Source organism: Maribacter algae (genome assembly GCF_047345745.1).
Classification (GTDB): Bacteria; Bacteroidota; Bacteroidia; order Flavobacteriales; family Flavobacteriaceae; genus Maribacter.
On sequence record NZ_JBLFES010000005.1, the window covers coordinates 338,979 to 362,142 of the forward strand.

23 protein-coding genes and 1 tRNA gene are annotated in these 23,164 nt (G+C 38.8%); 8 read left to right on the forward strand and 16 right to left on the reverse strand.

Features of this window, described 5'->3' with window-relative positions; all coding sequences use genetic code 11:
• Positions 1–23 precede the first annotated feature (23 nt).
• From egtB to ACKWBX_RS18065, 3 genes are read left to right on the forward strand one after another with little or no spacing between them, the layout of a single operon-like run.
• Complete coding sequence (egtB, locus tag ACKWBX_RS18055; protein WP_413970122.1) at positions 24–1,184, forward strand: ergothioneine biosynthesis protein EgtB; 1,161 nt, start codon at positions 24–26, stop codon at positions 1,182–1,184.
• 18 nt (positions 1,185–1,202) lie between these two features.
• A complete protein-coding gene (gene egtD / locus ACKWBX_RS18060; RefSeq protein ID WP_413970123.1) occupies positions 1,203–2,174 on the forward strand; it encodes an L-histidine N(alpha)-methyltransferase in 972 nt (323 codons plus the stop codon).
• 23 nt (positions 2,175–2,197) lie between these two features.
• Entirely contained in the window at positions 2,198–2,479 is a 282-nt protein-coding gene (locus ACKWBX_RS18065; RefSeq protein WP_413970124.1) for a DUF427 domain-containing protein, read from the forward strand.
• A 59-nt stretch (positions 2,480–2,538) separates the two neighbouring features.
• On the opposite strand, the gene ACKWBX_RS18070 is transcribed toward ACKWBX_RS18065, so the two are convergent.
• From ACKWBX_RS18070 to ACKWBX_RS18080, 3 genes are all read right to left on the reverse strand, one after another.
• Positions 2,539–2,835, reverse strand: a complete 297-nt coding sequence (locus tag ACKWBX_RS18070; protein ID WP_413970189.1) for an isoamylase early set domain-containing protein — start codon at positions 2,833–2,835, stop codon at positions 2,539–2,541.
• Between the two features lie 158 nt (positions 2,836–2,993).
• Entirely contained in the window at positions 2,994–4,079 is a 1,086-nt protein-coding gene (locus ACKWBX_RS18075; protein ID WP_413970125.1) for an aminotransferase class V-fold PLP-dependent enzyme, read from the reverse strand.
• Entirely contained in the window at positions 4,080–4,661 is a 582-nt protein-coding gene (locus ACKWBX_RS18080) for a DUF1287 domain-containing protein (protein ID WP_413970126.1), read from the reverse strand.
• Positions 4,662–4,830: 169 nt separating this feature from the next.
• Here ACKWBX_RS18080 and ACKWBX_RS18085 point away from each other — a divergent pair, with 169 nt between their 5' ends.
• Positions 4,831–5,313, forward strand: coding sequence for a dihydrofolate reductase (locus ACKWBX_RS18085; RefSeq protein ID WP_413970190.1), 483 nt, complete (start codon positions 4,831–4,833; stop codon positions 5,311–5,313).
• A gap of 233 nt (positions 5,314–5,546) precedes the next feature.
• Here ACKWBX_RS18085 and murI read toward each other — a convergent pair whose 3' ends face one another.
• A complete protein-coding gene (murI, locus tag ACKWBX_RS18090; RefSeq protein ID WP_413970127.1) occupies positions 5,547–6,335 on the reverse strand; it encodes a glutamate racemase in 789 nt (262 codons plus the stop codon).
• Positions 6,336–6,344: 9 nt separating this feature from the next.
• Positions 6,345–8,015: an alkaline phosphatase PafA gene (gene pafA, locus ACKWBX_RS18095; RefSeq protein WP_413970128.1), complete on the reverse strand. Its 1,671-nt coding sequence runs from the start codon at positions 8,013–8,015 to the stop codon at positions 6,345–6,347.
• Between the two features lie 110 nt (positions 8,016–8,125).
• Between pafA and ACKWBX_RS18100 the strand changes: the two genes are divergently transcribed.
• A complete protein-coding gene (locus ACKWBX_RS18100; RefSeq protein WP_413970129.1) occupies positions 8,126–8,863 on the forward strand; it encodes an MlaE family ABC transporter permease in 738 nt (245 codons plus the stop codon).
• Positions 8,863–9,630 (forward strand): ABC transporter ATP-binding protein, encoded by a 768-nt coding sequence (locus ACKWBX_RS18105; protein ID WP_413970130.1) that lies wholly within the window; start codon positions 8,863–8,865, stop codon positions 9,628–9,630. The genes ACKWBX_RS18100 and ACKWBX_RS18105 overlap by 1 nt, the downstream gene beginning before the upstream one ends.
• Before the next feature lie 4 nt (positions 9,631–9,634).
• Here the strand turns inward: ACKWBX_RS18105 and ACKWBX_RS18110 are convergent, their stop codons facing one another.
• From ACKWBX_RS18110 to porV, 10 genes are all read right to left on the reverse strand, one after another.
• Complete coding sequence (locus ACKWBX_RS18110; protein WP_413970131.1) at positions 9,635–11,104, reverse strand: DUF389 domain-containing protein; 1,470 nt, start codon at positions 11,102–11,104, stop codon at positions 9,635–9,637.
• A 3-nt stretch (positions 11,105–11,107) separates the two neighbouring features.
• Positions 11,108–12,187 (reverse strand): mannose-1-phosphate guanylyltransferase, encoded by a 1,080-nt coding sequence (locus ACKWBX_RS18115; RefSeq protein WP_413970132.1) that lies wholly within the window; start codon positions 12,185–12,187, stop codon positions 11,108–11,110.
• 1 nt (position 12,188) lies between these two features.
• The gene (locus tag ACKWBX_RS18120; RefSeq protein ID WP_413970133.1) at positions 12,189–12,791 is read right to left on the reverse strand and encodes a SprT-like domain-containing protein; all 603 of its coding nucleotides are present in this window, start codon (positions 12,789–12,791) and stop codon (positions 12,189–12,191) included.
• A 34-nt stretch (positions 12,792–12,825) separates the two neighbouring features.
• Positions 12,826–13,086: a hypothetical protein gene (locus ACKWBX_RS18125; protein ID WP_413970134.1), complete on the reverse strand. Its 261-nt coding sequence runs from the start codon at positions 13,084–13,086 to the stop codon at positions 12,826–12,828.
• 58 nt (positions 13,087–13,144) lie between these two features.
• Positions 13,145–13,825, reverse strand: a complete 681-nt coding sequence (locus tag ACKWBX_RS18130; protein WP_413970135.1) for an SDR family NAD(P)-dependent oxidoreductase — start codon at positions 13,823–13,825, stop codon at positions 13,145–13,147.
• Positions 13,825–14,877, reverse strand: a complete 1,053-nt coding sequence (locus tag ACKWBX_RS18135; RefSeq protein ID WP_413970136.1) for a M28 family metallopeptidase — start codon at positions 14,875–14,877, stop codon at positions 13,825–13,827. Before ACKWBX_RS18135 ends, ACKWBX_RS18130 begins: the two co-directional genes overlap by 1 nt.
• Before the next feature lie 83 nt (positions 14,878–14,960).
• Positions 14,961–16,592, reverse strand: coding sequence for a 2-oxo acid dehydrogenase subunit E2 (locus ACKWBX_RS18140; protein ID WP_413970137.1), 1,632 nt, complete (start codon positions 16,590–16,592; stop codon positions 14,961–14,963).
• Between the two features lie 4 nt (positions 16,593–16,596).
• The gene (pdhA, locus tag ACKWBX_RS18145; RefSeq protein ID WP_413970138.1) at positions 16,597–17,595 is read right to left on the reverse strand and encodes a pyruvate dehydrogenase (acetyl-transferring) E1 component subunit alpha; all 999 of its coding nucleotides are present in this window, start codon (positions 17,593–17,595) and stop codon (positions 16,597–16,599) included.
• A gap of 173 nt (positions 17,596–17,768) precedes the next feature.
• Positions 17,769–18,257 (reverse strand): cytidine deaminase, encoded by a 489-nt coding sequence (cdd, locus tag ACKWBX_RS18150; protein WP_413970139.1) that lies wholly within the window; start codon positions 18,255–18,257, stop codon positions 17,769–17,771.
• A gap of 114 nt (positions 18,258–18,371) precedes the next feature.
• On the reverse strand, positions 18,372–19,517 hold the full coding sequence (porV, locus tag ACKWBX_RS18155; RefSeq protein WP_413970140.1) for a type IX secretion system outer membrane channel protein PorV: 1,146 nt from the start codon (positions 19,515–19,517) through the stop codon (positions 18,372–18,374).
• Between the two features lie 415 nt (positions 19,518–19,932).
• Between porV and gldJ the strand changes: the two genes are divergently transcribed.
• Both gldJ and ACKWBX_RS18165 read left to right on the forward strand, forming a co-directional pair.
• Positions 19,933–21,603, forward strand: a complete 1,671-nt coding sequence (gene gldJ, locus ACKWBX_RS18160; RefSeq protein WP_413970141.1) for a gliding motility lipoprotein GldJ — start codon at positions 19,933–19,935, stop codon at positions 21,601–21,603.
• 62 nt (positions 21,604–21,665) lie between these two features.
• The gene (locus ACKWBX_RS18165) at positions 21,666–22,943 is read left to right on the forward strand and encodes a UDP-N-acetylmuramoyl-tripeptide--D-alanyl-D-alanine ligase (protein WP_413970142.1); all 1,278 of its coding nucleotides are present in this window, start codon (positions 21,666–21,668) and stop codon (positions 22,941–22,943) included.
• Positions 22,944–22,951: 8 nt separating this feature from the next.
• On the opposite strand, the gene ACKWBX_RS18170 is transcribed toward ACKWBX_RS18165, so the two are convergent.
• Positions 22,952–23,026: transfer RNA gene (locus ACKWBX_RS18170), tRNA-Val, on the reverse strand.
• Positions 23,027–23,164: the final 138 nt, after the last annotated feature.

Consider the following 23,164-nt stretch of genomic DNA (forward strand, 5'->3'; position numbering starts at 1 on the left):
TATCTTTAAGGAAAATTGTTTTAATGCTGCTTACCGATTCTCTTTTGGACTTCTTTACAGAAACCCGAAATCACACAGAAACTATATGCGCTCCCTTAGAAATTGAAGACTATGTGGTACAGCCCATTGTGGATGTTTCGCCTCCAAAATGGCATTTAGGACATACCACTTGGTTTTTTGAGGAGTTTATTTTAAAATCCCATTTGCCCGATTATAAAATCTTTGATGCAGATTTTTCTTTCGTGTTCAATAGCTATTATGAAACCGTTGGGAAACGCGTTGTACGTTCGGACCGTGGGAACCTATCCAGGCCTTCCGTAGAAAAAGTATATGCTTACCGCAAGTATGTAACGGATGCCATAAAAGTGTTGTTCTCTGAAAATCAGGATACGAAGCTGACCGATTTATTGGAAATTGGAATTCACCATGAAAAGCAACATCAAGAATTATTGTTGACAGATATCAAATATATTCTAGGAAACAATCCTTTATTACCCCAATATTCTGACACGTTCAAAGAGCATCAAATAGAAAAACACCAACAGGATTGGATTTCGATGGACGAAGGGGTTTATGAAATAGGCCACCATAAGGAAGCATTTTGTTATGACAATGAGTTGGGAAGACATAAAGTCTATCTCCATGCCTATGAAATTTCGAATAAACTGGTGACAAATGAAGAATTTATAGGTTTTATTGAAACCGATGGATATCAAAAGTTTGATTTATGGCATGCCGAAGGTTGGGATTGGGTGAACACAAATGACATAAAGGCTCCTCTTTACTGGCATAAAATAGATGGAGAATGGTATCATTACACCCTAAAAGGACTCGAAAAAATTGACCCAAAAACTCCGGTCTCCCATATCTCCTATTTTGAAGCATTTGCCTTCGCACAATGGAAAGGATTACGGCTGCCCACAGAATTTGAATGGGAAACTGCCCAATCCTTTTTTCCTTGGGGGAAACGCTGGGAATGGACGGAAAGTGCGTACCTGCCCTACCCCAACTATCAGAAGGCAGATGGTGCCCTAGGCGAGTACAATGGGAAATTTATGGTGAACCAAAAAGTGCTCAGAGGGGGTTCCGTAGCCACCCCAGCAAAACATACGCGACATACTTACCGAAACTTTTTTCAGACCAATTTAAGGTGGCAGTACACCGGATTGAGATTGGCACGATAAACACTCTACTAACAATTTATGCAAGAAACTCTAACTCCTGTCTTAACGTCCGATTTTGAAAAGGATGTTCGCAAAGGTCTTACCGATTTTCCAAAGCACTTATCCTCCAAATATTTTTATGACAAAAAAGGTGATAAACTGTTTCAGGATATTATGGCGATGCCAGAATATTATCTTACGGATTGTGAGTTCAATATTTTGGAGCAACATAAAGAAGCCATCTGTTCTCTTTTTTCCAAAGGAAACAAAACCTTCAATCTTATAGAATTGGGTGCCGGAGATGGAAAGAAAACAAAAATTCTTCTTCGTCATCTATCGGAGAACAACATCAATTTTAATTATTTACCCATTGACATTAGCCAAAATGCATTGGACCAACTCGCGGATTCCATCCAAGAAGAATTGCCAAAAGTTTCTACCAAAATAATGCAGGGCACGTATTTTGAAACGTTGGAAGCAATTTCAAAACTGAATACAGACCCTAAAGTAATTTTATTTCTAGGCTCCAACATCGGTAATCTTTTGCACGATCAAGCCATAGATTTCTTGAACGATATTCAAGACCTAATGACTCCGGATGACCTACTGTTCATGGGTTTTGACCAAAAGAAGAACCCGCAGACCATACTGGATGCCTATAATGATGCCCAGGGCATCACCGAAGCATTCAACAAAAATCTTCTTGTTCGTATGAATGATGAGTTGGATGCCGATTTTCAAGTCGATAACTTTTTACACTGGGAAACATATGATCCGGAAACCGGGACGGCAAAAAGTTTTTTGGTTTCCAAAAAAGAACAAACCGTACATATTGATAAAATAGACCTAGAAGTACATTTTAATACCTGGGAAACCATCCATACTGAAATTTCTCAAAAATATGACGACCAAATAGTTGCTTGGCTGTGCGAAAATGCAGGATTAGAGATTCTAACCGAGTTTAGTGATGCCGAGTCTCTATACAAAAACTATGTTTTTAGGAAAGGGTAGGCAAACTAATAATTAAAAATAATATGAAAGCTATTTGGAACAACACCGTAATCGCTGAAAGTAACGATACCGTAGTGGTAGAAAACAACCATTACTTCCCAGCGGATAGTATTAAAAAAGAATTTTTCAAAGAAAGTGAAACACACACTACTTGCCCATGGAAAGGACAGGCTTCCTATTATAGTCTAGAAGTAGATGGGGAAACAAATCCAGATGCTGCTTGGTATTATCCGGAAGTAAGTGAACTTGCCAAAGGGATAAAAGGTAGGATCGCTTTTTGGAAAGGGGTAGAAGTAACAAAATGATATAAAGCAAAAGAGGGGAACCCTGCGGGTTCCCCTCTTTTATTCATTTTAGATGCGTACTATAATTCCAGTACGGCATTTTCAGAACCTGCATAGTCGTTCCATTGGTAACGATCTGCTGATGTTTCGTTTACGTATTCACCGTCTACTAAATACTTAAATTCATAAGTACTTTCCTTTGGTAGATCAAATGTTCCCTTGAACGTACCGTTCTTTAATTTTTTTAAAGTGCTATCTTTGGCATTCCAGTTGTTGAAATCACCCACTACAGCTACTTTTTTAGCTTCTTCCGCCGGTACGGTAAATGTTACCTTACATACCGGTTTTGTTTTTAAATATTGTTTTGCAATTGCCATGGTACTTATTTTGAATGTTATTTTAAGAGGCAAAACTACTACATTAAAACGCTCATTTCCAATGACTAATGTCATTTTTATCAATTTGATAAAAATATAATAACATTTAACATAAGTTGTCAAATCTATCCCTTGCCAATATGACAATTAGATAATTTCTACAACAACTTTTTTAAGGTTTTAACAATGGTATCAATGTCATCCCCATTATTGTAAAAATGAAAACTAAGTCGGATTCCATTTCCCCTTTGCGCACATAAAATATCATTTTCCAACAGGTGATGAAAAACCTTATCATCCCCTTTAATGTTGAAAATAGTACTATGCCTTTTTCTAGCTACTATGTGTTCTTCCAAAAGACCCAATGCCGCAAACTCTTTTTTTGCTTTTTGGGACAAAACCTGGTTGTGCCGAGTAATATTGTCCATTCCTATTTTTTGAAAATAGGTTAGGGAGAACTTTAAACTACCAAAATTGAGACAGGATAAATGACCGGCTTCAAACCTTTTGGCAAATCTGATCCTATCTTTTTTGTCGAAATCGCCATCAGCTGCATTAAAACCTATATTTTGAATAGTTATCTCATTTATCAATTGGTCCGAAAATAGCATAAACCCATTTCCATAACCCGCCAACAACCATTTATAGGCACTGGCTCCCAGTACATCGATACCGGAAGCATTAAAATCAAAATCCATTGCGCCACAAAATTGTGTGCCATCCGCAATGATGAATAGATTTGGATGTTCCTGCTTTAATTTTTTTAGAAAATCAAGGTCTATTAAAAACCCATCCTGCCATTGCACTAAGCTGAGTGCGAGAACATCAATATGATCTTTTGTTACGGCATCTTTTATTTTTTGTTCAACATCGGCTTCAATCTTAAGATAGGAAATAGTAAAATCCCTATTCTCAAAAGACCAATTCACCGAGGGATAGTCGTTTTCTAGAAGTAGTACTTTTTTCCCTTGCGGCATGCCTTCCAATAATATATTCAAACCAGTTGAAAAATTATTGACCAAAGCAATGTTCTCTCGCTTACAATTGAAAAAATCCCCCACAGCAGTTCGCGTATCGGCTATGAGTTGCAACGATTTTTCTCGCATATCACTGGCGTGAAGCAAAAAATCCAGGTCATGTTCCTGTCGCCAATCAATGAGTTCGTCATACAATGCCCCATATACTGCCGTATTCGCATATATACCCTTGCGTAGGGCCGGGAATTTATTTCTTATTTTTTCCATTTAATTCATGTATCTATAATGACCTATTATTTTGAAATTGAAAAGACAGTCTTCCATTACCTGACCTGCACCAATATTATGCACGATAAGGCTTCTTCTTCCGTCCGCTGATTTTTTGTCGACCACAATTCCGATATGGGTAATGGCACCGCCCAAGTTCCAACATACGATATCTCCGGGAAGATACTCTTTTGGATTACTCGTAACCGGTAGCGACGCACCCTGCCTTTCAAAGAACATCATTAAATTGGGAACTCTCCTGTGGTCAATATTTTTGTCCGTACGTTTTAGTCCCCAGATTTTAGGATAGGCATCAAAGGATTTCAACATGTCTTCGTGTACTTCTTTTTGTAAATCGATGTTCATCTTGCGGTAGGCCCGGATTATGACATCAGTACAAACCCCTTTATCCCTTGGCACATCCCCGTTTGGATATCCAATGGAAAAATAACTTCCATCATAGGTCACGTCCTGTTCGGTAAGTTGCAGTGCATAATCCGATAGTGTTTTTTCTTGAACCTCGGCTTGGGAAAAACAACCTTGAACAAAAAGTAAATAGGTTATAATAAGTAATTGTTTCATGAATCGCTCAAAAGCATATAAATGATAATTCTGCAATACAAATTCTTAAGAAAACTTTTCTATTAAAGTATCTTTGTCATAAAGATAGTCATCCTCTTATTTTGTTGGCTTGCTTTTTGTTGTTCTATCTTGTATAATTTGTGAAGAAATTAACGTGAACGCGATTACCATGATTGCCGCAGCAGCGGAAAACAATGCTTTAGGGAAGGATAACGATTTGCTATGGCACCTTCCGGACGATTTTAAACGTTTTAAAAAATTGACGACCGGGCATAAGATTATTATGGGACGTAAGACGTTTGAAAGTTTTCCAAAACCGCTCCCCAATAGAACTCATATTGTTATTACCAGAAACAAAGAGTATACAATAGCCTTTGATGATTGCCTTGTGGTACATTCCTTGGACGAAGCTTTGGAATTAATAAAAAATGAAAACGTCTTTATTATCGGTGGTGGAGAAATCTACGCCCAAGGCGAAAAGTATTCGAACAAAATTGAATTGACCCGAGTGCATGCTACTCTTGAGGCCGATACTTTTTTTCCTGAAATCGATGAAAACAAATGGGAATTAATTAAAGATGAATTTCATCCAAAGGACGAAAAGCATCAATACTCTTTTACCTATCTGACCTATGTCAGAAAGAATAAATAACAATAGATTTAAAATCCATAGTTTTCTTTAAAGAACGAAATTCTTTTTGAGCAAGAGTCGTTCCGACAGAGCACGGCGACGAGGAATCCCACGGCATCATTTCATCATGAGATTTCTCACTGCGTTCGAAATGACAGATACTCTTAAAAAGTTTAAGGAAACTGAAAGTAACTGCAATGGAATTCTAGGGTTTTAACCTTTATACTAGGTAATCAAAACGAATGGACAAACGATTAAAAATCCAATTGTTCTATTATTAGATTTTCAGTAGCATTCTTTAAAATCATTTCCAACGTATCCGTAGCAACGTTGGTATAAAACAGATGCTTCCCGTTGCTATCATCACTGTTTAAAAGTTCTTTTTCTTCCAATATAGATTTTGTTTGTCTGGCAACAGCTTCGCCAGAATCTATTACCGTTACATTGTTCGGCAGTATTTCCCTCAACAATGGAATCAAATATGGATAATGGGAACATCCCAATACTAAATAGTCGATATCCTTTTTCAACATCGGGTTTACATATTCCTGCAGAAGGGCGCGAGTTTCCTCACTTTTCATTTCGCCGTTTTCAATAAGTTCTACCAAACCTTTTCCCTGCCTTTCCAAAATTTCAATCCCACTGGCATGCAATTGCGCGGTACTGTGAAATAATGCACTGCTCAACGTTCCTTTCGTAGCCAAAACACCCACTTTTTTAGATTTTGTATGCAGTGCAGCTGGTTTTATGGCAGGTTCGATTCCTATAAAGGGAATTTCGTAGTTTTTCCTCAAATAATCGATTGCATTTGTGGTCGCCGTATTACAGGCCACAACAATGAGCTTACAACCCTTTTGGATTAGAAATTCAGTATTTTTTATACTTAATTGCAATATCTCTTCGGCAGGGCGCTCTCCATAAGGTGCATTTTTGCTATCTGCCAAATAAATGGTATTCTCAAAAGGCAAAAGATGGGCTATCTCTCTCCAAATAGAAGTGCCCCCCACTCCCGAATCAAAAATACCAATAGGCCGCCGATTCATATTTTTGTTTTATTCCAAGACCTTTGAAATGGGTTTCCCAGTAGTACCATTGGGAAAGGCAATTCCCAATAAAGCGGCAATAGTAGGAGCTATGTCCGGTATTTCCGTACGTTCTACCGTGCTTCCCTTTTTTATCCCCTTTCCAAAAAACAACAATGGAGCGTGGGTATCATAAATCTGTGGGGAACCATGGGTTGAACCTGTCTTTGGGTAACTGATAAAACCTGGTTTCGCCACCACTAAAATATCACCTGAACGTTTCTGATGGTATCCATTTTGTAGAATGTACGGTATTCCGGTAGTATAATTATTTTGGCGCATCTGATAACCGGTATAAACCCTATCCACAAAACTGTATCCTAAAACTTCATTGGCAATACGTTCCTGGACCTCTCTCAGTTGTAAGTCTAAGTTTTTGATAATCTTATGGTCCAGGAAAAATTGGAAGTTGGAATAGTCTTTTACGATATCCTCTGTTCCATAGGTATATTTCAAGAAATCACTAAAACCGGCCATATCCGTTTTTTCAATATATCCAGCGGGTATCTTTTGGTCCTTTAGATAAGCGGGTACGTTTATTGCAGCATGATCCGCAGTTAAAAAAACAGTGTACTCGCCTTCTCCTACTCTTTTATCCAATGTCTTGAACAATCGCGCCAAATCCTTATCCAACCTTAAATATGTATCCTGCACTTCTTTGGAATTTACCCCATATTTATGTCCTACATAATCAGTGCTAGAAAAGCTTATCGCAAGAAAATCGGTAATAGTATCGGCACCTAATTGTTCTTTTTCAATAGCTTCGATGGCGAAATCGGCCGTTAGACTGTTTCCGTAAGGTATGGCCTTTATAAATTCAAAATCCTTTGTTTTGTCCAAAAGGTTGGGAGTGCTATGCGGAAAAGTAGGAGTTGTTTCATCTTCGAAAAGGCCCTCATAATTATTGTTATCCAAGCCACTTTCTTGATAGGTATTAATATCTTTTAACGTATTCCAAGCTTTTTTATAGGATTGTACCTTTCCGGATGCATTAAAATCATTTACCCATTTTGGCAGTTGATCCATATAGTAAGAACTAGTTACCCATTTACCTTCGTCATGTCCCTGAAACCAGTAGGCCGCATTTGCGGTATGCCCTCCCGGAAGTACGGCACCACGATCTTTGAGAGCTATAGCTATGGTCTTTCCGCGCATCTGTGTGTGTAACCGTAGCTGATCCGTAATGGTAGTGACATTCATTCTATGTGGCGACATTTGCCCTGCAGCTGTCGTAGTACCAACGGAAGCATAACTATCGTCCGATGCACAATAAACCTCTACATCATTTAATTTATCGTACCAATTGTTCCCAATGATACCGTGCGTGGCCGGAGTAGTTCCGGTATAAACCGAGGCATGGCCCGGACCCGTACTGGTCGGCGCGTAATTAAAATGATTGTTTTTACAATTGAAACCTTCGTTCACCATACGTTTAAAACCGTCATCCCCATAGTGATGGTAAAAACGTGTTAGATAGTCATAACGCATCTGGTCCACGACTATACCTACCACTAATTTGGGCGTAGTTTTAATAGTTTCCGTTTCGGAAATTTTGCCTCTCTTTTGGCTTTGGATTACCAAAGAAAACATCAAAAAAAGAATTGGAAAAAAAAGGAATTTTGATTGATTTATGCGAATCATGTGCTACGAATTGTTAAACGGCAAAAGTAAATAAAATACCCCTTAAAAGATTAATTACAGGTTAAATGAAATCCTTTATTGTTATTTTTACGACAAGAAATTTTTAGTTAATGAATTATTTATCCTCTATTGGTAGTTACGCCATCATGGTGCGCGAGGTTTTCAAAAAACCTACAAAATGGAGGATAATGAAATCATTGATTTTAAAAGAAATAGATGAGCTCGTTTATAATTCCTTGGGAATTATTGTCTTTATCTCTTTCTTTATTGGAGCCGTTGTTACCATACAGACCGCACTGAATCTTACGAATCCTATTATCCCCAGAAGTTTAATCGGTTTTGCCACTCGGCAATCTGTTATTTTAGAGTTTGCGCCTACGTTCGTTTCCGTGATTATGGCCGGAAAAGTAGGTTCGTATATCACTTCAAGCATTGGGACTATGCGCGTTACCGAGCAAATCGATGCTTTAGAGGTAATGGGTGTGAATTCTTTGAACTACCTTGTTTTTCCTAAGATAATAGCGATGCTTTTTTATCCTTTCGCAATCGCCATTTCAATGTACGTGGGAATCTTTGGAGGTTGGATAGCCGGTGTTTTTGGAGGGTTCTTAACGAGTACGGATTTCATAAACGGACTTCAAGAAGATTTTATCCCGTTCCATGTCGGTTATGCTTTTACCAAAACCTTCCTCTTTGCATTTGTTATTGCGACCATACCTTCTTTTCACGGTTATTACATGAAAGGAGGCGCCTTAGAAGTAGGGAAAGCTAGCACTACCTCTTTTGTGTGGACCAGCGTAATCATTATTATTTTAAATTATGTGCTAACCCAATTACTCTTAGGATAATGATAGAAGTTAATGACTTGAACAAGTCTTTTGGAGATGCACATGTACTAAAAGGAATCACGACCTCTTTTGAAACGGGAAAAACCAATCTGGTCATTGGCCAGAGCGGTTCTGGAAAAACTGTTTTTTTGAAATGCCTTTTGGGCCTTTTTGCTCCTGAGCAAGGCACCATTAATTACGATGGGAAAATTTACTCCAACTTAACGGATGACGAAAAGAGAGACCTGCGCCAAGAAATGGGAATGGTCTTTCAGGGAAGTGCTCTATTTGATAGTATGACGGTTGAAGGAAATGTGAGATTTCCGTTGGATATGTTTACCAAACAATCCAAATCCGAAATGGAAGATCGCGTAAATACCGTTTTAAAACGTGTGAATTTAATCGATGCCCATCATAAATATCCTTCTGAAATTTCTGGTGGTATGCAAAAACGTGTAGCTATTGCACGCGCTATTGTGATGAACCCAAAATATCTTTTCTGTGATGAACCCAATTCTGGATTGGATCCAAAAACTGCTATCTTAATTGATGACCTCATCAAGGAAATCACGGAAGAATATGACATTACAACGGTTATCAATACCCATGATATGAATTCCGTGATGCAAATCGGTGAAAAGATACTGTTCTTAAAAAATGGTCTCAAGGAATGGGAAGGTACCAAACATGATGTATTCAAAACGGAAAACAAGGCGGTTACCGATTTTGTATATTCCTCTGATTTGTTCAAAAAAGTACGCCAAATGTATATTGAAGAGCGAAATTAAATTATTAATCCTGAATGATTTCCGTTAATAGGATTGTACTATCCTTTAAACGAATACGGAGCCAATTGTGTAGTTTTTTAGCATCTTTCAACACCTCGCTTCTTTTAGCGTTTCTTTTCCACTTTGCCTCAAAAACCGATACCGTATCCAGCTTTTTAAAATCGGTGCGTATCGCATTGGAAAATGCCAAATATTCCAGGTTTTCATAATTGCTTTGTGCCTCTGCACTGATATCCTGAAAAGGTATCTGGCGCGTGTTCAGCTTATTCAACCGTTTCAACTCGGCCTCTAAAAATCGGATTTTTTCATCCTTGTCTACCAATTGCATTTTTTGGGATTCATAAAGCTCATTAACATACTTAAGCTCGTTGGCTGCTTCATTCTTGGCACCTTGTACTACGTTCAGGGAACAGCTCTGCAATTTTGGATACTCGCTCATTTGTGCCCTCCATGTAGCAATAACATTCTCCGGTATTGTTTCATTTCCCATAAATACTACCTGAAGTGACGGGTTTTCACCATTATCATACTCAATATCCGTGAAGTCCTCTAAAAATCTACCCTCTCCCGAGAACTGAAAAGGAGCTATTTTTTCGTTTATGAAACTATTGGCATCTTTTCTAAAAAGCGATTCTTGAAGTGCATTCCAAAATGTGATTCCTGCGGGGATCATCACCGCAATAGCCACCAATGAAGCCAATCTTGCAATAAGTCTTCGCCTTTTGGAGTTCACATAGCGCACCATGGGAAAACGTAGCAACCTTATCACCAAAAAGGTTGCAAGGGCGATGAATATGGTGTTAATTGTAAACAAATACATAGCACCTCCGGCATAGCTCCAATTACCTATGGCCAAGCCGAAACCTACCGTACAAAGTGGGGGCATTAACGCGGTTGCTATCGCGACACCAAAAATAACACTGGCTATAGTACCCTTTTTTGCTCTAGCGATAACTAGTGCCAATCCACCAAAAAAAGCGATCAACACATCCCTAATATCAGGTGCGGTTCGTGCCAAAAGTTCCGAGGATTCATCGCGGATAGGGAAGAATTTAAAAAACAAAAAAGCCGTCAAAACACTAAGAACGACCATTACCCCAAAGTTTTTCAGAGACCTCTTCAAAGTATCTAAATCGTTGATGCTTATTGAAAGCCCAATCCCTAAAATAGGGCCCATCAATGGTGAAATAAGCATCGCTCCAATAACTACCGCTGTAGAATTGGCATTTAATCCAATCGAAGCAATGAATATGGAGCAAATCAAAATCCAAGAGGTATGGCCTTTAAACGGTATATCTGCAATGATAGCTGCCTTTGTCGCATCTTGGTCCGTGTTGGTACGGATGTCCAAAAGTTCCGAGAGAAATTTCTTGATGCTCCCCAGCAGGCCTTGAAAGTCTTTTTTAACTTCTTCGCTATTTACCTCTTCTTGATTTACCGGAGGTGTCTGGTCTTTGTTTAGATCTTCACTCATATGTTAAGCAAACTCATTGCCGAAGGTATCTTTTACGGTATTCAACACTTTCTTGATATCCTGTTCCTTCTCTTTTGGATAAATCAAAAGTACATCTTCTTTGTCAACAATGATATAATCCGATAATCCATCTACAACTACGATCTTTTTATTATGGGCCCGTATCATGTTTCCGTTGGCATCCTGAGCCAAGACCCTTGCATCAACGATTGCATTTTCAGTAGCATCTTTATCCAGTTTATTATAGAGTGAACCCCATGTCCCCAAATCGTTCCAATCAAAAGTGGCAGGTAGCACAAAAATAGATTTGGACTGTTCCAAAATAGCATAATCTATGGATATATTTTCTGCCTTTGGATAATTCTCCTTGATAAAAGCGCGCTCGTCACCAGTATTATAACAGGACGTCCCAGACTCAAAAAGATTATACTGCTCTTTTTGATAGTTTTTAAACGCGTTGACAATTGTCTTTACGCTCCACATGAAAATACCGGCATTCCATAGAAAGTTTCCTTGTGCCAAAAACTCTTTTGCGGTTGCATAATCCGGTTTTTCACGGAACTGGGCAACTTTTTTAAGTTCAGATTTACCGGTCTTTTCAAATTCAATATAACCAAAACCCGTATTTGGAAAAGAAGGTTTAATACCTAAAGTACACAACACCTCTTCTTTTTCACATTTTTCAAAACAGGTAGTCACATCTTTCGCAAAAGCGTCTTCATCTTCTATCCAATGATCACTTGGCGCAACGATCATCACGCCATTTGGATTCATTTTTTGAATTTTTAAGGCCGCATATAAAATACAGGGCGCCGTATTCCTCATGGCCGGCTCCAAAACCACCTGTTCCTCAGTTACCATGGGAAGCTGCTCCAATACCAAATCATTATAACGCTCATTGGTCAGGATGAGTATATTTTCAGTAGGCACAAACTTGTTCAGTCTTTGAAATGTTTTTTGGATCAGCGTATCTCCGGTTCCCAACATATCATGAAACTGTTTTGGATTCTCACTTGTACTAATGGGCCAAAACCTGGAACCTACTCCTCCGGCCATTAAAACTGCATAGTAATTTTTGTTCATGCTAACCTTTAATTAATTCTACTTCCGCATTGGGCTGAAACAGATACATTCTTCCCGTTTTTATATCGATGCATTCATAGCGTTTCACTCTTTTATTTCCTTTTTGGAAATGTTTTCCATTGTAGATTTTAAAGATGCTCCCATGTGGAAGTTCAAAAACGTAGGTCTTATCGTTTTCTACAACATCAAACTGTTTCAAAGCTATGGATAAATTGGCATCCGTACTGCTGCTTGCCTTCGGATTCCTAAAATGTTTCGCTAAAAGGGGCAAAAGTTTAGAGGGAAAGATTTCAGGACGTATAAAGGGCAGCATCAAACGCTGAAATGTTCGTTTCCATTCCAATCCGTGTGGCTTTATATGACGTCCGTACTTTTCAAAAGCCACTAAATGGGCAATTTCATGTACCAAAGTAATCAAGAAACGATATTTATTGAGCGATGCATTAACCGTAATTTGATGTTTCCCATCAGGAGTTCTTCTATAATCGCCATGTCGTGTGACCCTTTCATTTACAATTTTAAGATGTACCCCATTTTGTTTGATAAGTTCCAAACATGAAACTAGCGCTCTATCAGGAAGATATTTTTTAAGAACTACATCCATCTACAACAAAAATAGTTTTTCAAAGACCAACAATCTAATTTCCCTTAAGTTGATCTACAGCATAAGCTAAAAGACCTACGATATTGCCAACGGCCATTGCCGAATAATGAGGTATTGCAAACAATCCCTCGTAGATATTCCCTGCTACCGTTCCATATTGATCAACGCATGCTCTTCCAATATACGACATACGCCACCAGTGTCTGGTCGATTTCCCAGCTCTCCCATCTTTAAACACTTCTTTTCCGGTAATATAGACACATTTTAAATGCTGAAACGGCGTACAGCGGTTCACAAATTTCCTTCCTTCTTCAAATTGATTTTTCATAAGGCAATCAATCCTGTTAACGTTTTCATGGGGTGCTATTGCTAACTTGCAACAGTTTTCCGTTGTATATTTTATGTCCTGTCAAGGAAAATTCTTTGATATAGGTGGCCATTTCTAAAGCCGTGGTCGGTGCCTGATAACCGGGAAAAGCCTCTTCCAGCATTTCGGTCTGTACCGCTCCCAGAGCCAAAACGTTAAACGACGGTCCTGTTTCCTTAAATTCTTCCGCCCAAAGTTCGGTCATGGTGATTACGGCCCCCTTACTGGAACTGTATGCCGAGAGTCCCGGAAACTTCATACTTCCTTGTACCCCGCCCATGGAACTAATGGTGACCACGTGCCCGTCTTTCTTCATTTTGGGCAGTACCAAACGTGTTACCTCGGCTACTCCGAAGACATTTACATCGTACACCTCCTTAAATTCCTCGGACGACGTTTCTAAAAAAGGTTTGTTCAATAACCGGCCCGCATTGTTGATGAGCACATCAACTTGACTCCATTTCTCATTTAGAAAGGTTTCCAACCTTTCTAAATCCTCTTTTTTTGATAAATCAAAAGGAAAATAATGAATGTTCCCATGGCCCAAGTCCGCTATCGGTTTTTCGTTTCTGGACAATGCCAAAACTTGATGTCCATCATCCGCGAACAATTTTGCCAACTCAAAACCTATACCTCTGCTAGAGCCTGTTACAATAATGTTAGCCATTACTTATATTTTATCTCCTGAGTTGGAGCATTCGCAATACCCTCAACAACTGGAATCATTTTATTTACAACGTTGGCCATATGCTGAAAATCCATTAATTCATTTTCATCACCGACCTTGTGATAATGCTCAAAATTGGTGAAGTCAAAGGTGCTAAAAGTTTGTGAAGGTACGTTAAACGCTGTATGAAAAGGATAATTATCGGACCGTTTGAACAAATTGAACTCCTTTGCCTTTGGTAAAAATCCAACTACTTTTTCATCAGCGTAGGTATTGCTGACCTCAGCTAGATTTGATAGCTCATATCCCGTGAGGTAAACCAAATGATCTTTCCCGACCATTGGAACCCCGGTCATTTCAAAATTCAGCATAGTATATAAATTCAGACCTTGATCTTTTAGTTTTTTCGCCAAATGTTCAGAACCTAAAAGGCCTTTTTCCTCGGCACTGAACAAGGCAAAAATGATACTCCTCTTATTTGATCTTAAATTCCCAAAATAGCGCGCCAGCTCCAAAACTGTTGATGTTCCGGTCGCATTATCATTCGCACCATTCGCAATGGCATCTCCATTTTCAGGGCTTATTTCCCCAATATGGTCATAATGCGCCCCGATGAGGATATACTCGCTACTTAAATCAGCGTCCGTGCCTTCTAAGATCCCAACAATATTATAGGCGGTTTTATCAAAATTGGATAAGGTATCTTTATAACTTTCAAAATAGGGTTTGATGCCATTTTCTTTAAAAATATTTTCTGCAAAATCAGCTGCTTTTTCAATGCCTTCACTACCTGAATCCCTACCCTTAAGATTATCCGAAGCTAAAAACTCCATTAATATTCTTATACCTTCGGCATTGGAAAACTTGGTGTCTTTTTTAGCTGCCATATTATTCAAGGTGGCATTATTACGCTTCATTTCGGCATCTTCTACCATAGCCCCTTTTACACTGATGGCAGAATTATCCGGATTTAGAGTCGTTTCTTGATCTACTTTCGCAGTCCCACATGAAAATAGACAGCTAGCGGTAAGTAAAAGGAATATTTTTTTCATATCACTTTAGTTCTTTGTTTTTAAAGATAAAAAAAGCAACCCGTTCAAGGTTGCTTTTGTATCGTAATTTAAAATATTGCCATTTAGGCAAGCATTGTTACCGGATTCTCTATAAAATGACGCAGCGTCTGCAAGAATTGAGCTCCAACGGCACCATCAACTGTTCTATGATCACATGCCAACGTGAGCTTCATGGTACTCCCAACAACTATTTCTCCGTTTTTGACCACTGGTTTTTCTACAATGGCACCAACAGAGAGAATTGCTGAATTAGGTTGATTTATGATTGAAGTAAACTCCAAGATACCGAACATCCCCAAATTGGAAACTGTAAATGTGCTACCCTCCATTTCGGCAGGGGATATCTTTTTATTCCTTGCTTTGCCGGCAAGGTCCTTAACCGCTCCCCCTATTTGCGTTAGCCCTAATTGGTCTGCAAATTTTACCACAGGAACCACAAGACCTTCATCTACCGCTACCGCAACCCCCATATGGATGTGCTTGTTATATCTGGTCGTATCCCCGTTCCAAGTTGTATTAACCTGAGGATGCTTTCGCAATGCCATAGCACATGCTTTTAGCACCATATCGTTAAAGGAAACTTTGGTATCCGGCAAACTATTGATCTGTACCCTAGAGGCCTTGGCGTTATCCATATCTACCTCAATGGTCAAATAAAAATGAGGAGCCGAAAATTTAGAATTGCCCAATGCCTTTGCGATAGCCTTGCGCATATTAGAATTCTTAACTTCTTCAGAACCTTCCTCACCTGTAGGCAGTACCATTGGTGCAACGGCCGAAGCAGTTTGAGATACCGACTTAGTATCGGATGGTTGTGCAGCTTTTGATGGCTGATAGTTTTCAATATCTTTTTTTATAATTCTACCGTTATCTCCCGAACCGGAAACATTGGCCAGGTCAATACCTTTATCCGCAGCAATCTTTTTCGCCAATGGCGAAGCAAAAATACGTTGACCATCATTCACCTGAGCTTTACTTTCTTCCGAAGAAGCCGTTTCTTTCTCTTCTTTTTTTACTTCTTCCTTTTTGGCTTCCGGATTTTCGCCTACGTTAGGCTTAGCATTTAGAACTGCATCTACATCTGTTCCTTCAGGGCCAATGACAGCAAGAACTGCATCAACGGGAGAGGACTCTCCTTCTTGAATACCGATGTATAAAAGCTTCCCAGAATAAAACGATTCAAACTCCATCGTAGCCTTATCGGTCTCTATTTCTGCCAAAATATCACCTTCTTCAACATCATCCCCAACCTGTTTTAACCAAGTGGCAACGGTTCCCTCTTCCATTGTGTCGCTCAAGCGGGGCATTTTCACAACCTCTACTCCTTCAGGAATTGCAGCAGTCGTTGTTTCAGTTCCTGTTTCAGCAGATGAAGTATCGGTACTTTTTGCCTCTTCCTTCTTTTCTTCTTTTGGAGTTTCCCCATTTCCATTCAACAAACCGGAAATATCCTCTCCTTCCTCTCCAATGATGGCCAATAAGGTATCCACGGGGGCAGTATCGCCTTCGGCAATGCCGATATGTAATAGTGTTCCTTCATTGAAGGATTCAAATTCCATCGTAGCCTTATCGGTTTCTATTTCCGCCAAAATATCTCCCTCTTCAATCTTATCGCCCACTTTTTTCAACCATGTGGCAACAGTGCCTTCTTCCATGGTATCACTTAATCGGGGCATATTTATTACTTCAGCCATCTACTTACAATTTATGTTGAACAAATGGAAAATCTTCTTGTTCGTAAACCATATCGTATAATTGGTTCACTGGCGGATAATCGGATTCCTCGGCAAATTTTTCACACTCCTTGACAAGGTCTTTTACCCGCTTATCAATCTCTTTTATCTCATCTTCCGATGCGTATTTCTTTTCCTTGATAACATCTAAAACCTGAGTAATAGGATCTATTTTCTTGTATTCCTCAACCTCTTCCTTAGTTCTATAATGTTGTGCATCTGACATGGAATGACCTCTATATCGGTATGTTTTCATTTCAAGGAATGTTGGTCCGCCTCCACTCCGGGCGCGCTCAATGGCCTTGCTCATTTCCTGTGCTACGGTAACCGGATTCATTCCATCCACAGGACCGCATGGCATTTCATATCCTAGACCTAATTTCCATATTTCCGTGGAGTAGGAAGTCCGTTCCACGGACGTTCCCATAGCATACCCGTTGTTCTCACAGACAAATACTACCGGAAGCTGCCATAACATGGCCAAGTTGAATGTTTCATGCAAAGAACCCTGTCTAACGGCACCATCACCCATATAACACAATGTAACGGTATCGTTCCCATTATATTTATCGCCAAAAGCCATTCCGGCACCAAGAGGAATCTGACCTCCTACAATACCGTGTCCGCCATGAAATCTATATTCTTTTGAAAAAATATGCATGGAACCGCCCATACCCTTGGAAGTTCCGGTAACCTTACCATACAATTCTGCCATTACTTTTTTAGGGTCAACGCCCATACCTATAGGCTGTACATGGTTTCTGTATGCCGTAATCATACGGTCCTTGGTCAAGTCCATCGCATGAAGTGCCCCAGCTAAAACCGCCTCCTGTCCATTATATAAATGAAGAAAACCTCTTACTTTTTGCTGAATGTATACTGCCGCTAGCTTATCCTCAAACTTTCTCCAAAATAGCATATCCTCATACCATTTTAAATAGGTTTCCTTGGTGATTTTTTCCATTGATCAAATATGTTTTATAATCGAAATAAGGTTTCTACAAATTGAATCTTGCAGAAAGACAAAAATACACATATAAATGAATGGATAAAAAAAAGAAGAATGAAATGAGGCAATAAAATAAACCCTTCACAAAAAAGGAAAAAGACGTGTTTTTTATTCGATTAATATCATGTTTATTTCAAAAAAGTATTGCTAAATCCTAACGGTAAAATATCCGAAATGGCGTTGCACTGAATAATCTTACCCACCTCGCCCATTAATAAGAGCTTAATAGGTTCCTTTTGTTTTAATTCGTACTCCAATATAGCTTGTCTGCAATTACCGCAGGGAGCGGCTGGATTTTCTACAATATAGTTATTGGAAGCCGCCGTTATAGCTATGGTTTTTATGGTAATTCCCGGAAACCTTGCTCCAGCTTGAAAAATAGCGACCCTTTCCGCACACAGCCCAGATGGATAAGAAGCATTCTCTTGATTACTCCCAATTACGACCTCTCCATTTTCAAGAAGTATGGCTGCTCCAACATTAAAGTTTGAATAGGGTGCATAAGCTTTTTTTCGAGCTTGTATAGCATTTTGTATTAATTGTCGTTCCGAGTTTGACAATTCCTCAATGGAATCATAAACGATTATTTCAAAATCGATTTTCTTTTTTTCCGACATTCCTTAGGTTATTTAAACTAAATATAGGCTTTAAAATAATATTAAAGATTTCTTCCCAAAAACAAAAAACCTGCCGTGAAGCAGGTTTATATCTTTAATTTTTTAATTTTTCTATTAGTCGTTGATATACTCTTCCCCTAAGCTAAAGGTCAACGAAAAGCGCAGTGTATTTTCCAATGGGTTCCTTACTTGCGAAGTAGAGAACAAATAGGATAAATCTATTTGGGCCGCCTTAAATTTAAATCCGGCACCGAGCGTGAAGAATTTTCTTGAACCTTTTTCTTCGCTTTCGTTAAAGTATCCTGTACGAAACATAAAGGAATCTTGATAAACGTACTCCGCTCCCAAGGCCCAAGTGAATTCCTTCAATTCTTCGCTAAAACCATCTGGCGCATCACCAAAGGAATCTATAATACCACTAAAGCCACTTATATTTTGATAAATATCATTATCCGCAGAGTCAATCTGACCATCATCGTTAAAATCTTGTGGTGTTGGTACCAATAGTTTACTGACCTCTGAAGTAATACCGATCACGTTATCCTGATCCAGGATAAAATCAAAACCAAGACCCAATCTTAAATTACTGGGTAGAAAGTTTTCTTGTCCTCCTTCATCATAAGTTATCTTCCCTCCTATGTTGGAAAGGTTGAACCCGGCTCTCCATCTACCATCAAAATTATTGTAAGCAATTTCCCTAGATCTATAGAACCCAGCTATATCTACAGCAAAAGAGTTTGCTGCCTGTGAATCTTGGGCACCATCCTGAAATCTTAGATTTGAACTAATAAACCTTCCTGCAACGGCCATTGAAAAGGTAGGGCTTAGTTTTAAGGAATAAGACCCATCCAACGCAAACTCATTTGGCTTTACACGTCTTCCATCCTCGTTTATGGTCTGCCTTAATATAATTTCCCCCAAGGTAAAATATCGCAAACTGAGTGCGAATGCACTTTGCTCGTTTATTTTATTGTAATATCCGGCATTAAGCAAGGCTATATCGGTAATAATACTTTCCAAATAAGGCGTATAACTTACTCCTATTCCCATTTTTCGTTCGGCAAAGGCAAATTTGGCAGGATTCCACTGTTGCGAAAAAGCATCGGTTGATGTGGCAACACCCATATCTCCCATACCAGCGGCTCTTGCATCTGCGGCAATCGTTAAAAAAGGAACGGCCGTAGTAATGACACGTTGCTCATCTTGTGCCGATGCCTTAATAACAAATACTAACAATAAAAATAATATGGTTTTTTTCATTTAGGTAAAATGTTAATAGACAGCTAAATAGCTTTTTCTCAAAAATTTGGGTCTATCCGTTATTTTAGTGTAAACGCCCTTTTTAATATAATCTTGTGTTAGGAACAGATTATTTGATTGCACAACTAGCTGATGGGTAATGTTTATATAAGCGTTAACGGTGCTATTCTTCAATCTCATTAACCTGTATTTAAAGATACTGGCACCACAATACTATAATAGCATTTTAGCCGTTATAATTATTAGTCATATAATTTGGCGATTACCTGAGGAGTCAATTGTTAAAATTATTTTGCAATGTGAAATAATATGACAAAAACATCGTTCTAATCAGCGAAAGTGATTTAAAAATTAATATAAATCTCAAATCTTTGACTCGATATAATAGTCAAAAAGTAGATCTCAAGTCCTAATTATGAAAAAACAGTTTATTAAAGTTTTACTCTCATGTACTGTTATAGCAGGAGGTTTTTCGGTAACCAGTTGTTCAAAATCTGGTTCCTCCTCTAAAAATGTATCAAGAGCTACAGGCTGGAACATTAATGATAAAGATGGTAAAGGCTTTCAATTCAATACTGATTTCAAGGAACAGGAAACTGCTCCAGGATTGGTTTTTGTCGAAGGTGGAACTTTTACTAAAGGAAAAGTGCAGGATGATGTAATGCATGATTGGAACAATACCCCAACATCGCAACACGTACAATCATTTTATATGGATGAGACCGAGGTCACCAATAAAATGTATTTGGAATATTTGGATTATTTAAAAAGTGTTTATCCACCTGAAAATCCAAAGTACGCCAATGTGTACAAGGGAGCGCTTCCCGATACTTTGGTATGGAGAAATAGATTAGGTTTTAATGAAACCATGACCAACAACTATTTAAGGCATCCGGCTTACGCGGAGTATCCCGTGGTAGGTGTCAATTGGATACAAGCTACTCAGTTTGCAGAATGGAGAACGGACCGTGTTAACGAAGTCATGTTGGAACGTGAAGGCTATCTTTCGGAAGATGCAAAATATCAAGCATTAACGGGAGAAGTACAGGGAACGTTTAGCACGGAAGCTTATTTGAACAGACCAGAATCTGTTTACAACGGACAAATAGATTCCCTCCAAGGAAAAAAGAAAAAGGACAGTGTATCCGTTTTTGCTAAACGAAGCACGGGTATTATTATGCCGGAATATAGATTGCCGACCGAAACGGAGTGGGAATACGCGGCACAAGCTCAGGTAGGATCTAGGGAATACAACAACTACCGTGGCAGAAAGAAATATCCATGGGAAGGCGAGTACACCAGAAACGGACAACGCGTTGGTAGAGGCGACCAATTGGCCAATTTCAAGCAAGGAAAAGGTGACTATGGCGGTATTGCAGGGTGGTCCGACGATGGCGCGGATATTACCGCAGAAGTTATGTCCTACAAGCCAAACGATTTGGGATTATATGACATGGCCGGTAACGTTGCCGAGTGGGTATCCGATGTATATAGACCTATAGTTGATGATGAAGTAAGTGATTTCAACTATTACCGTGGCAATATTTATACCAAAACAGCTATTGGAGAAGATGGAAAAGTCAACATTCTTAAGGATGAAATAAAGTATGATACACTTCCAAATGGTAAAATAGTAGCCATTAACTTACCGGGCGAAATTGAAATGGTTCCGGTTGATGAAGAAGAAACTTATTTAAGAACCAATTTCTCTTCGAGTGATAACAGAGGTTATAGGGACGGTGACCCAGGTTCTTCTAGATTTTTTGATAGGTTCAGTGATGATGATGGTGCCAATCAACGAAAAATGTACAACTCACCTAAACATCAAGTAGAACGCGATTCAGCTGGAAATTTGGTTAGACAATACGATAAATCCAATACTAGAACTACGCTTATCAATGATGAAGTAAGAGTTTACAAGGGTGGTTCTTGGAGAGATAGGGCTTATTGGTTAGACCCTGCCCAAAGAAGATATTTACCACAGTATATGGCTACGGACTACATTGGTTTTAGATGTGCCATGTCAAGAGTTGGTTCAAAATCGAAAAATAAAAACAAAACGGTTAGAGGAAAGAAAGCAAAATAATTTTCCAACAACAATAAGTTCAAAAGCCCTTTTTTAAAGGGCTTTTTTTTATCTTCGATTTCATGGAAATTGAAGCACTTCACAAGATTTTTTTACAGCATCCCAACATTTGTACAGACACCCGTAAAATAAGAAAAGGCGACTTATTTTTTGCTTTAATGGGGGACAACTTCAATGGAAACGAATATGCCATACAAGCCTTACAAAAGGGAGCGAGTTTTGCCGTGGTGGATGAACAGAAGCACACTACCTCCGAAAACTGCATTCTAGTAGAAGATGTTCTAACAACGCTTCAAAAATTGGCCAATTTTCATAGACACTTTTGCTCCGCAAAAATCATAAGTCTCACCGGAAGCAATGGCAAGACCACAACGAAAGAACTAATAAACGCCGTACTGTCCAAAAAATATAAGACCATTGCCACCAAAGGAAACCTCAACAATCATATTGGCGTACCGCTTACGCTGCTCACCATTAAAAAGGATACAGAAATCGCTATCGTGGAAATGGGTGCGAACCATCAAAAAGAAATAGCATTTTTAAGCAGCCTTGCAGAACCTGATTTTGGTTACATTACCAATTTTGGAAAAGCACATCTTGAAGGTTTTGGCGGTGTAGAAGGAGTCATAAAAGGCAAAAGTGAACTTTACGAATACCTACTAAAGCATGGGAAAATAGTTTTTCTAAATGCCGATGACCCTATCCAAAAGCAAAAAACAGGCCACTATATAAAAAAATATGGCTATAGCCAGAACGACTCCCAATTTTATAAGATTGAAATGATTTCTGCGAACCCTTACGTAAATGTAAAAGTAGAAGATATTGTAATCAACTCTCAGTTGATCGGGGCCTATAATTTCACCAATTGCAGCGCCGCCATTTTAATGGGAAAGTACTTTAATGTCCCGTTGAACGAAATCAAGGAAGCTATAACTTCATATGTTCCGGAAAATAACCGTTCCCAAATAATCAAACGTAAAGGATATCATGTCATTTTAGATGCTTATAATGCCAATCCAACAAGCATGAATGCCGCTTTGGAAAGTTTTGAGGCGATGGAGGCAAAACATAAAATTTTGTTTTTAGGAGACATGTTTGAGCTAGGCGATACCACGGCAAAAGAACATCAAAAAATAGCGGATACTTGCTCAAATCTCGGTTTTGAAGAAGTCATATTGATAGGTGAGAATTTTCACGGAACCAATACGGATTTTATCAAGTTTGGGCAGTTCAAAGAACTCAAAGCGTATTTAAAAGAGTATAAATTGAAAAAGGATGCCTCCATACTCATTAAAGGCTCAAGAGGAATGGCCTTGGAACGCGTATTGGACCTATTATGATGATTTTGTGGGATATACTGGATTCGAACCGGTGACCTCTGCCCTGTCAAGGCAGCGCTCTAAACCAACTGAGCTAATATCCCCTAGAACAGGCGAAGGTAAAATTTAATTTACATTTTAAAAAACTACTACTGATAAATAGTGCCATATAAATCCAAGATTGAACATTTGTAGTCCTTTCTAGCACCAAATTAGCCTTGATCCATTTTTCATACCTAATA

Excerpts from the sequence above, each read along its gene's own strand:
- egtB (WP_413970122.1), top strand. The coding sequence starts at position 24 with ATGCTGCTTACCGATTCTCTTTTGGACTTCTTTACAGAAACCCGAAAT.
- egtD (WP_413970123.1), top strand. The coding sequence starts at position 1,203 with ATGCAAGAAACTCTAACTCCTGTCTTAACGTCCGATTTTGAAAAGGAT.
- ACKWBX_RS18065 (WP_413970124.1), top strand. The coding sequence starts at position 2,198 with ATGAAAGCTATTTGGAACAACACCGTAATCGCTGAAAGTAACGATACC.
- ACKWBX_RS18070 (WP_413970189.1), bottom strand. The coding sequence starts at position 2,835 with ATGGCAATTGCAAAACAATATTTAAAAACAAAACCGGTATGTAAGGTA.
- ACKWBX_RS18075 (WP_413970125.1), bottom strand. The coding sequence starts at position 4,079 with ATGGAAAAAATAAGAAATAAATTCCCGGCCCTACGCAAGGGTATATAT.
- ACKWBX_RS18080 (WP_413970126.1), bottom strand. The coding sequence starts at position 4,661 with ATGAAACAATTACTTATTATAACCTATTTACTTTTTGTTCAAGGTTGT.
- ACKWBX_RS18085 (WP_413970190.1), top strand. The coding sequence starts at position 4,831 with ATGATTGCCGCAGCAGCGGAAAACAATGCTTTAGGGAAGGATAACGAT.
- murI (WP_413970127.1), bottom strand. The coding sequence starts at position 6,335 with ATGAATCGGCGGCCTATTGGTATTTTTGATTCGGGAGTGGGGGGCACT.
- pafA (WP_413970128.1), bottom strand. The coding sequence starts at position 8,015 with ATGATTCGCATAAATCAATCAAAATTCCTTTTTTTTCCAATTCTTTTT.
- ACKWBX_RS18100 (WP_413970129.1), top strand. The coding sequence starts at position 8,126 with ATGAATTATTTATCCTCTATTGGTAGTTACGCCATCATGGTGCGCGAG.
- ACKWBX_RS18105 (WP_413970130.1), top strand. The coding sequence starts at position 8,863 with ATGATAGAAGTTAATGACTTGAACAAGTCTTTTGGAGATGCACATGTA.
- ACKWBX_RS18110 (WP_413970131.1), bottom strand. The coding sequence starts at position 11,104 with ATGAGTGAAGATCTAAACAAAGACCAGACACCTCCGGTAAATCAAGAA.
- ACKWBX_RS18115 (WP_413970132.1), bottom strand. The coding sequence starts at position 12,187 with ATGAACAAAAATTACTATGCAGTTTTAATGGCCGGAGGAGTAGGTTCC.
- ACKWBX_RS18120 (WP_413970133.1), bottom strand. The coding sequence starts at position 12,791 with ATGGATGTAGTTCTTAAAAAATATCTTCCTGATAGAGCGCTAGTTTCA.
- ACKWBX_RS18130 (WP_413970135.1), bottom strand. The coding sequence starts at position 13,825 with ATGGCTAACATTATTGTAACAGGCTCTAGCAGAGGTATAGGTTTTGAG.
- ACKWBX_RS18135 (WP_413970136.1), bottom strand. The coding sequence starts at position 14,877 with ATGAAAAAAATATTCCTTTTACTTACCGCTAGCTGTCTATTTTCATGT.
- ACKWBX_RS18140 (WP_413970137.1), bottom strand. The coding sequence starts at position 16,592 with ATGGCTGAAGTAATAAATATGCCCCGATTAAGTGATACCATGGAAGAA.
- pdhA (WP_413970138.1), bottom strand. The coding sequence starts at position 17,595 with ATGGAAAAAATCACCAAGGAAACCTATTTAAAATGGTATGAGGATATG.
- cdd (WP_413970139.1), bottom strand. The coding sequence starts at position 18,257 with ATGTCGGAAAAAAAGAAAATCGATTTTGAAATAATCGTTTATGATTCC.
- porV (WP_413970140.1), bottom strand. The coding sequence starts at position 19,517 with ATGAAAAAAACCATATTATTTTTATTGTTAGTATTTGTTATTAAGGCA.
- gldJ (WP_413970141.1), top strand. The coding sequence starts at position 19,933 with ATGAAAAAACAGTTTATTAAAGTTTTACTCTCATGTACTGTTATAGCA.
- ACKWBX_RS18165 (WP_413970142.1), top strand. The coding sequence starts at position 21,666 with ATGGAAATTGAAGCACTTCACAAGATTTTTTTACAGCATCCCAACATT.